10 protein-coding genes and 1 pseudogene are annotated in these 7,469 nt (G+C 73.0%); 10 read left to right on the forward strand and 1 reads right to left on the reverse strand.

Going from position 1 to position 7,469, the window contains the following annotated elements; genetic code table 11:
* The 7 genes and pseudogenes from AB0M52_RS27255 to AB0M52_RS27285 all read left to right on the forward strand — a co-directional run.
* Window positions 1-314: pseudogene (locus tag AB0M52_RS27255) on the forward strand (dihydropteroate synthase); the annotation flags it as partial.
* Window positions 311-676 (forward strand): dihydroneopterin aldolase, encoded by a 366-nt coding sequence (gene folB / locus AB0M52_RS27260; protein WP_363959341.1) that lies wholly within the window; start codon window positions 311-313, stop codon window positions 674-676. The pseudogene AB0M52_RS27255 and the gene folB, both read left to right, overlap by 4 nt.
* Window positions 673-1,200, forward strand: coding sequence for a 2-amino-4-hydroxy-6-hydroxymethyldihydropteridine diphosphokinase (gene folK, locus AB0M52_RS27265; protein ID WP_363959344.1), 528 nt, complete (start codon window positions 673-675; stop codon window positions 1,198-1,200). The genes folB and folK overlap by 4 nt, the downstream gene beginning before the upstream one ends.
* Window positions 1,201-1,252: 52 nt before the next feature.
* Window positions 1,253-1,738 carry a DUF3180 domain-containing protein gene (locus tag AB0M52_RS27270; RefSeq protein ID WP_363959366.1) on the forward strand — a complete coding sequence of 162 codons (486 nt, stop codon included), beginning with the start codon at window positions 1,253-1,255 and terminating at the stop codon, window positions 1,736-1,738.
* Between the two features lie 194 nt (window positions 1,739-1,932).
* Window positions 1,933-3,174, forward strand: coding sequence for an ABC transporter permease (locus AB0M52_RS27275; RefSeq protein ID WP_363959369.1), 1,242 nt, complete (start codon window positions 1,933-1,935; stop codon window positions 3,172-3,174).
* 66 nt (window positions 3,175-3,240) lie between these two features.
* The gene (locus AB0M52_RS27280) at window positions 3,241-3,546 is read left to right on the forward strand and encodes a hypothetical protein (RefSeq protein ID WP_363959347.1); all 306 of its coding nucleotides are present in this window, start codon (window positions 3,241-3,243) and stop codon (window positions 3,544-3,546) included.
* 76 nt (window positions 3,547-3,622) lie between these two features.
* Complete coding sequence (locus AB0M52_RS27285) at window positions 3,623-4,114, forward strand: hypothetical protein (RefSeq protein WP_363959350.1); 492 nt, start codon at window positions 3,623-3,625, stop codon at window positions 4,112-4,114.
* Here AB0M52_RS27285 and AB0M52_RS27290 read toward each other — a convergent pair.
* The gene (locus AB0M52_RS27290; protein WP_363959354.1) at window positions 4,111-5,109 is read right to left on the reverse strand and encodes an ABC transporter ATP-binding protein; all 999 of its coding nucleotides are present in this window, start codon (window positions 5,107-5,109) and stop codon (window positions 4,111-4,113) included. The genes AB0M52_RS27285 and AB0M52_RS27290 overlap by 4 nt on opposite strands.
* Window positions 5,110-5,111: 2 nt before the next feature.
* Between AB0M52_RS27290 and AB0M52_RS27295 the strand changes: the two genes are divergently transcribed.
* The 3 genes from AB0M52_RS27295 to AB0M52_RS27305 all read left to right on the forward strand — a co-directional run.
* Window positions 5,112-5,798, forward strand: a complete 687-nt coding sequence (locus AB0M52_RS27295) for an ABC transporter permease (RefSeq protein WP_363959357.1) — start codon at window positions 5,112-5,114, stop codon at window positions 5,796-5,798.
* A 49-nt stretch (window positions 5,799-5,847) separates the two neighbouring features.
* Window positions 5,848-6,570 (forward strand): ABC transporter permease, encoded by a 723-nt coding sequence (locus AB0M52_RS27300; protein WP_363959360.1) that lies wholly within the window; start codon window positions 5,848-5,850, stop codon window positions 6,568-6,570.
* Between the two features lie 227 nt (window positions 6,571-6,797).
* A partial coding sequence (locus AB0M52_RS27305; RefSeq protein ID WP_363959363.1) for a glycine betaine ABC transporter substrate-binding protein occupies window positions 6,798-7,469 on the forward strand: 672 nt, incomplete at its 3' end.

A 7,469-nucleotide genomic window follows, 5' to 3' on the forward strand; every position in this document is an offset into this window, starting at 1 on the left:
GCAAGTCGTACCTGGGTCTGCTGCTGGCCGGGCCCGACGGCACGCCGCGCCCCACGGCCGGTCGGGAGGCGGCCACCGTCGCCACCAGCCTGCTCGCGGTCGCCGCCGGTGCCTGGGGGGTGCGCGTGCACGACGTGGGTGCCACCGTCGACGCGCTCGCCGTCTGGCAGGCCACCGGCCGCCCGCGCCTGCCCCGCGCGCCCGGCACCCCGCTGCCCGAGGCCGCCGCACCCGACGCCGTGACCGCTGGCGCCGCCCGTGGTCCCGCCGGCCCCACGGCCGGTGGCCCTGCCGACCGAGGAGCCTTGCGGTGACCGACCGGATCGAACTGACCGGCCTGCGGGCGTACGGCCGGCACGGGGTGTACGACTTCGAACGCGCCCGGGGCCAGGAGTTCGTCGTCGACGCCGTGCTGGAGCTGGATCTCACCCCGGCCGCCCGGTCCGACGACGTGACCGACACCGTGCACTACGGCGAACTCGCCGAGCGCCTGGTGGCGGTGGTCACCGGCGAGCCGGTCAACCTGATCGAGACCCTCGCCGACCGGCTGATCGAGGTCTGCCTGGCCGATTCCCGGGTGTCCGGCGCGACGGTCACCGTGCACAAGCCGGAGGCGCCGGTCCCGCACGCCTTCACCGACGTGGCCGTGACGATGCGCCGGACGCGTACCCGATGACGCGCGCCGTGCTCTCCCTCGGCAGCAACCTCGGCGACCGGCTCGGCCACCTGCGCACCGCGCTGGCGACGTTCGGCGACAGCGTCCTGGTGGTCTCCGGGGTGTACGAGACCCCACCGTGGGGCGACACCGAGCAGCCGGCGTACCTGAACGCGGTGCTGTTGGCCGCGGACCCGGCGGCCGGCCCGTACGACTGGTTGGCGCGGGCCCGGACGGCGGAACGCGCCGCCGGCCGGGTCCGCGACCCGCTGCGCCGCTTCGGCCCCCGTACGCTCGATGTCGATGTCATCGCGGTGTGGACCGACGACGACCGGCCGGTGCTCAGCGACGACCCGGAGCTGACCCTGCCGCACCCCCGGGCGCAGCTGAGAGCCTTCGTACTGCGGCCGTGGATCGACATCCAGCCCTACGGCCAACTGCCGGGACACGGTTGGTTGACCGACCTGCTGACCGCCGGGCCGGCCGCTGCCGAGGTAGCGGAACTGCGCCCCCGCCCGGATCTGGCGTTAGAGTCGACGGCATGAGCGAGTGCAGGCGGTCGGAATGACGCAGTCCCCACCGCCCGACGGGTCGCGGATGGCGCCCACCCGCATCTCGACCCTGGTGGTGACCGCCCTGGCCGCTGCGGCGGCCGCCTGGTTGCTGATCAGCAGCATCTACTACAACCGGCTGCCGGCGCTGCCGTGGCTGCCGGTGGTCACCCTGGCCGGGCTCGCCGTACTGGAGGCGTACGCCGCGATCAACACCCGGGGCCGGATCGAGCGACGGCCCGGCCGGGATCCGGTCAACCCCCTGATGGTCGCCCGGTTCGTCGTGCTGGCCAAGGCGTCCGCCCTGGTCGGGGCCATCTTCACCGGCGTGTACGCCGGGCTGGCCGGTTGGTTGTTCGTGCAGACCACGCAGGCTGCCGTCGACGACCGACCGGCCGCCGTCGCCGGCCTGCTGGCCTCGATCGCGCTGGTGGCCGCCGCGCTCTGGCTGGAGCGGTGCTGCCGGGTCCCGGAGCGGCCGGAGGACGAGAACGAGCCCGACGACTGGCAGAGCCGCCCCGGCCGGCGTTAGGGCCGTGTCGAAGTTTCCCTGGGCCGGCGTAGAAGTCACCGCTCGGCCGCGTCCCGCCACAGCTTGTGACGGGACGTCGACACCCCGCCCGCAGGGGGTTCCGCCCCGGCTCCGAGCGCGGGTACGGTGCCTGCGACCGGATGGGCAACGGCCGCCGCCGGCCCGCTCGCGCGTCGGTGGAGTCCGGGCGGCCGCTGGGAGGCGGAATCATGGGGTACGACGAACCGGGCCGGAGCGGGCAGTCGGAGCCAACCTCTGCCGTGCCCGCCGTTGGGGTGGACGCCGTCGTGGACGACCCCGACAACAACGGTGAGCCGGGCCGGGACCGCTTCGGCGTCTACGTGGTCTGGGAGACGCTCCTGCTGCTCGGCTTCGCCGCGCTGGTCTACCTGGTCTGGCAGGAGGATCCGGCCGCGCTGCGGGGCGCCGGACTGCGCGCCCTCATCGTCGCCGTGGTCGGCATCGGGCTGCTGGCGTTGGCCGCCGGGCTGAGCCTGCGTACCGCGGCGGTGAACCTCGCGATCGGGCCAGTGGCGGTCGCGGCCGGGTTGCACTTCGCAGAACAGGGCGATCGGGGCATACTCGTCGCCGTCGGCACAGCCGCCGCGGTGGCCGCGCTCGGTGGGCTCCTGCTGGGCCTGCTGGTGGTGGTGCTGCACGTACCCGGCTGGGCGGCCAGCCTCGGCGGCGCGGCCGGCGTCATCGTCTATATCGAACAGCGGTCCGCGCCGGTGCTCGTGCAGGCGGACTACGATCCGCGCTCCAGCGCCGGGCAGCTCTTCGTCGGCTTCGCCGCGATCGCGGTGTTCGGCGGGTTGTTCGGGGCGGTGGGTCCGGTCCGTCGGCTGGTCGGCCGGTTCCGTCCGGTCGCCGATCCGGCGCGCCGCCGCGGCGCGGCGGCGGCGGTGGTGGTCACCGGCGGGTACGTCTGCTCCACCGTGCTGGCGATGCTCGCGGGTGCGCTGATCGCCTCGGTCGACGGTGCGGTGACGCCGTCCGCGGGGCTGGACTGGACGCTGCTGGCGGTGGGCGCGGCGCTGTTCGCCGGCACCAGCGCCTTCGGCCTGCGGGGTGGCGTGTTCGGCACTCTCCTGACCGCCGGCGCGATCGGCCTGTTCCTCGCGTACGCGCAGGCGCGCGGCTGGACGATCAGCCGGTGGGCGGTCGGTGGTGCCTTGCTGGTCGCCGGCCTGCTGGTCACCCGGCTGGTCGAGAGGTACGGCCGGCCGGCGCCGGCCGCGACGGTGCTGCCCACGCCCCCGTCGCCGCCCACGGACGCCACCAACGGCAGCGGGTGGACCGTGGCCCGGCCGGAGCCGGTCGGCGACTGGCCCCCGGTCCTCCCGGCGCAGCCGACCGGCAGCCCGGCCGACCCGTGGGGGACCCGGCGGTGGGAGACCGGCCCGCGCACCTGGGAGGACGCCGAGGACCGGTGACCGGTCCGGGTGTTTCCCACGCGCCGTCGGCGCGCCGGATGTGATCTCGGCGGTTAGGCTCGGCGCATGACCGACACATCATCGATCTCCGGCGGCCGGTCGTTCGAGGAGTTGGACGCCCTCTCCACCGAGGAGCTGCGCGAGCAGGCTTTCGCGTTGGCCCGGGAGCGCCGGGACGTGGGATTCTTCTGGTCGGTGCTGCGGCACCTGCCGAACGCGGACGAGGCCGCCGCGCTGGACGGGGCGCCGAACTCGGTGGGCCCGACGATCGACGAGGCGGCCGCCCTGTGGCGGGAGATGACCGGTCACGGCTACGAGGAGTCCGCGCCGCTGCTGCGCGCTGCGTTCATCGACTACCTGTTGAAGCACTGATCGGCGGAGTCCGGCGTAACACCATAAATCGCGCCTCGCGTTTGCCCACGTCGATTCGCTGGGAACTAGCGGGGCCATGGCTCTCACCAATCGTTACAAGACCGCACCGGGTGCCGGCACGCTCGCCGCGCTCATCCTCGTCCTGGTCTTCGGCAGTCCCTGGTACGCCGACTGGGCCAGGGACAACACCGATCCGGACACCGCCGGCGGGTGGTTCCTGAGACTGCTCGCCTGGCCGGCCTGGCGATTCGACTCCTCCGACTCGATCCAGGAGATCTTCGCCGCCGACCTGAAGGCGATCCTCGTGGTCGTCCTGACCGCCGTCTTCCTCTACCTCCTCCCGGGTTCGCAGCTCTCCCGCGCCCGGGGCACCCTCAGCCAGTTCTTCGCCGGCTGGGCGGCGTACGTCTTCGCGGGTGCCTTCGCGGCCCTGCTCACCGCGCTGATCCGGACCAACCCGTCGCTGCTCGGCGCCTTCCAGGCCGCCGGTGACGGCGCCGAGTACGGACTCTTCGTCGGCTGGATCATCGGAATCGCCACCCTGGGCAGCTGGCGGGGACGACGCTAGCGCCCGGTCGGCCCGACCAGCGCCAGGACGCGTTCCCGGCTGAGCATTCCGACCGGTCGTCCCTGCTCGGTGACCACGGCGTGCCCTCCGGTCGAGGTGAGCAGGACGGCCAGTGCGTCGTACGCCGAGCCGCCCAACGGCACGGCCGGCAGGTCCGCCCCGCCGTCGGCGGGCAGCGGATCGAGCACCTCGCGGGTGACCGGGGTGACCGCCAGCCGGCGGATGCCCCGGTCGGCGCCGACGAACTCGCGGACGAACGGGGTGGCCGGGGCGCCGAGCAGGGCGGCCGGGGTGTCGTACTGCTCCAGCCGGCCACCCTCGGAGAGCACTGCGATCCGGTCGCCGAGCCGGACCGCCTCGTCCAGGTCGTGGGTGACCAGGACGATGGTTTTGCGGACCTCGGCCTGCAGGCGCAGGAACTCCTCCTGGAGCCGGGTCCGGACGATCGGGTCGACGGCGGAGAACGGCTCGTCCATCAGCAGCACCACCGGGTCGGCCGCGAGCGCCCGGGCCACACCGACCCGCTGCCGCTGGCCGCCCGAGAGCTCGTGCGGGTAGCGCCGGCCGAACTGCGCCGGATCGAGGCCGACCAGCTCCAGCAGTTCCTCGACGCGGTGCCGGGCGCGGTCCCGGGGCCAGCCGAGCAGGCGAGGCACCGTGGCGACGTTGTCGGCCACCGTCTGATGGGGGAACAGCCCGACATTCTGGATGACGTAGCCGATCCGCCGCCGCAGCGTCACCGGGTCGACCCGGGTGACGTCGGAGTCGCCGAGCATGATCCGGCCGGCGGTCGGCTCGATCAGGCGGTTGATCATCCGGAGCACGGTCGACTTGCCGCAGCCCGACGGCCCGATCAGCACGACCAGCTCACCCGCGTCGACGTGCAGGCTGAGTTCCCGGACCGCCTCGGTGCCGTCCGGATAACGCTTGCCGATGCCGTCGAGAGTGATCGACGCCGCGCGCTGACCGCCGTCGGCGACCGGGGTACCGTCCACGTATGTCCTTCCGCCTGAGCTACCGGGCAGACCCGGGTAACCCGTGGTTCTCCTGGCAGTACGTGCGGGACAACTCTGACACGGTGCTGGCCGCCCTGCGCGACCACACCACCCTGACCGTGCGGGCGGTGCTGATCGCCGCGCTGATCGCCGTCCCGCTGGCCGTGGTGGCGTACTGGTTCCGGCCGCTCACCGGGCCGATTCTCGCACTCACCGGGGTGCTCTACACGGTCCCGTCCCTGGCCCTGTTCGCGTTCATCGCGCCCTACCTGGGCATCGGCGTCGCGACCGTGCTCAGCGTGGTGGTGCTGTACGCGCTGCTGGTGATCGTCCGAAACACCGTCGCGGGGCTCAACCAGGTGCCCGCCGAGGTCCGCGAGGCGGCCGAGGGCATGGGGTACGGCCGCTGGGGCCGGCTGCTACGGGTAGAACTGCCGCTGGCCCTGCCCGGCATCCTCACCGGCCTGCGGCTGGCGACGGTCTCCACGGTGGCCCTGGTCACCGTCGGGGTGGTGATCGGGCGTGGCGGGCTCGGGCAGATCATCTTCGCCGGCTTCCAGAACAACCTCTACAAGGCCCAGATCATGACCGGGACGCTGCTCTGCGTCCTGCTGGCCCTGGTGCTCGACCTGTTCCTGATCGGCGTCGGCTGGCTGCTCACCCCGTGGCTGCGCGGACGGATCGGGTGAGCACCGGGTCGAGCGCCGGCCGGCGGGACCTGACCAGCCGGAGGCCACGATGAATCCCGTCCAGCAAGCGGTGGTCTGGCTCAACGACCCGCTGAACTGGACGAACCCGGGCGGCATCCTGGACCGGCTCGGCGAGCACGTGAGCATGTCGGCCGCCGCGGTGCTGCTCGGCTGCCTGGTGGCCTGGCCGCTCGGGCTGTGGCTGGGCCACACCGGCCGCGGCGGCGGGCTGGTCGTGCTCGTGTCCAACCTCACCCTGTCGGTGCCCACGCTGGCCCTGCTGACCATCCTTCCGCTGACCTTCCTCGGTTTCGGCCGGCCGGCCGTGGTGGTCGCCCTGGCGGTGTTCGCGGTGCCGCCGCTGCTGGCGAACGCGTACACCGGGGTGCGGCAGGTCGACCCGCAGACCCGGGAGGCGGCCCGCGGCATGGGCATGACCGGCGCGCAGGTGTTGCGCCAAGTCGAGCTGCCGCTGGCCGTGCCCTACCTGGCCGCCGGCTTCCGGACCGCCGCGGTCCAGGTGGTCGCCACCGCGGCCCTGGCGACCTTCGTCAACGGCGGCGGTCTGGGCGAGATCATCCGATTCGGATTCGGCCTGAGCATCGCCGTGGGCGGCGGTCAGATCCTCGCCGGCGGCCTGCTGGTCGCCGGGCTCGCGATCAGCGTGGAACTGCTCTTCGCGTACGTCGAGCGGCTGGTCACGCCCCGCCCGCTGCGCCGTAGCCGGCGCGTTGCCGGTCGGCGCGCGGCGGACGCGATCACCGGATCCTGATCAGGTACCCCGGGCCTGACGCCCGCACCGAGGCGTCATAGAATCCCTACCGAGAAACTGGGATATCGGCATCTGGAGGGTGACGTTCCAGTGACGAACGCCGTCAGAAGTTGTCGGTGGGCGGCGGCAGGATGTTGGGTGGAAGTTGCGGGCGGCCAGACGGCGGATCGCCCGTCGGACACGCGGCCGGCCCGAACGGGTCGCGCCGGGACACGGAAGGCGGGCTCATGCGCGCAGGTAAACGTCTGTCCATTGCCGTTGTCGGTGCCATCGCGGCGGCCGGTGTGCTGGCCGGGTGCGGCGAGGCCGGCTCCTCCGGCACCGAGGCGCCGCAGCAGGCCGCCGCCGGCGAGGGTTGCGCCCCGGTCGCCGGCGAGCAGCTGATCGCGCTCGACGACGACAAGTCTCTGCAGAACGCCGACAACATCATCCCGGCGGTTCACAGCAAGGCGGCCACGCCGCAGCTCATCGCGGCGCTGGACAAGGTCTCGGCCGGGCTCGACACCCCGGCCCTGGTGCAGCTCAACAAGGCGGTCGACGTCGACCGCAAGAGCGCGCAGGCGGCGGCGCAGGACTTCGTCACCGCGAACGGGCTCGCGGACGGCGTCGAGAATGGCCCGGGCGGGCGGATCACGGTGGGGGCGGGCAACTTCACCGAGAGTGAGATCATCGCCGAGCTCTACAAGCTCCAGCTGACCGCGGCCGGTTACCAGGTAACCGTGCAGCAGATCGGCAACCGGGAGCTCTACGAGCCGGCACTGGAGAAGGGCGAAATCCAGGTCGTCCCGGAGTACGCGGCCACCATGGCCGAGTTCCTCAACGGCAAGGTGAACAGCGGTGCCCAGCCGGTCTCCTCGCCCGACGTGGACGCCACCATCACCGCGCTGCGTGGACTCGGC

Source organism: Micromonospora sp. NPDC051296, from assembly GCF_040682255.1.
GTDB classification, from domain to species: Bacteria; Actinomycetota; Actinomycetes; order Mycobacteriales; family Micromonosporaceae; genus Micromonospora; species Micromonospora craterilacus.

Excerpts from the sequence above, each read along its gene's own strand:
- AB0M52_RS27295 (WP_363959357.1), top strand. The coding sequence starts at position 5,112 with ATGTCCTTCCGCCTGAGCTACCGGGCAGACCCGGGTAACCCGTGGTTC.
- folK (WP_363959344.1), top strand. The coding sequence starts at position 673 with ATGACGCGCGCCGTGCTCTCCCTCGGCAGCAACCTCGGCGACCGGCTC.
- AB0M52_RS27285 (WP_363959350.1), top strand. The coding sequence starts at position 3,623 with ATGGCTCTCACCAATCGTTACAAGACCGCACCGGGTGCCGGCACGCTC.
- AB0M52_RS27280 (WP_363959347.1), top strand. The coding sequence starts at position 3,241 with ATGACCGACACATCATCGATCTCCGGCGGCCGGTCGTTCGAGGAGTTG.
- AB0M52_RS27270 (WP_363959366.1), top strand. The coding sequence starts at position 1,253 with ATGGCGCCCACCCGCATCTCGACCCTGGTGGTGACCGCCCTGGCCGCT.
- AB0M52_RS27300 (WP_363959360.1), top strand. The coding sequence starts at position 5,848 with ATGAATCCCGTCCAGCAAGCGGTGGTCTGGCTCAACGACCCGCTGAAC.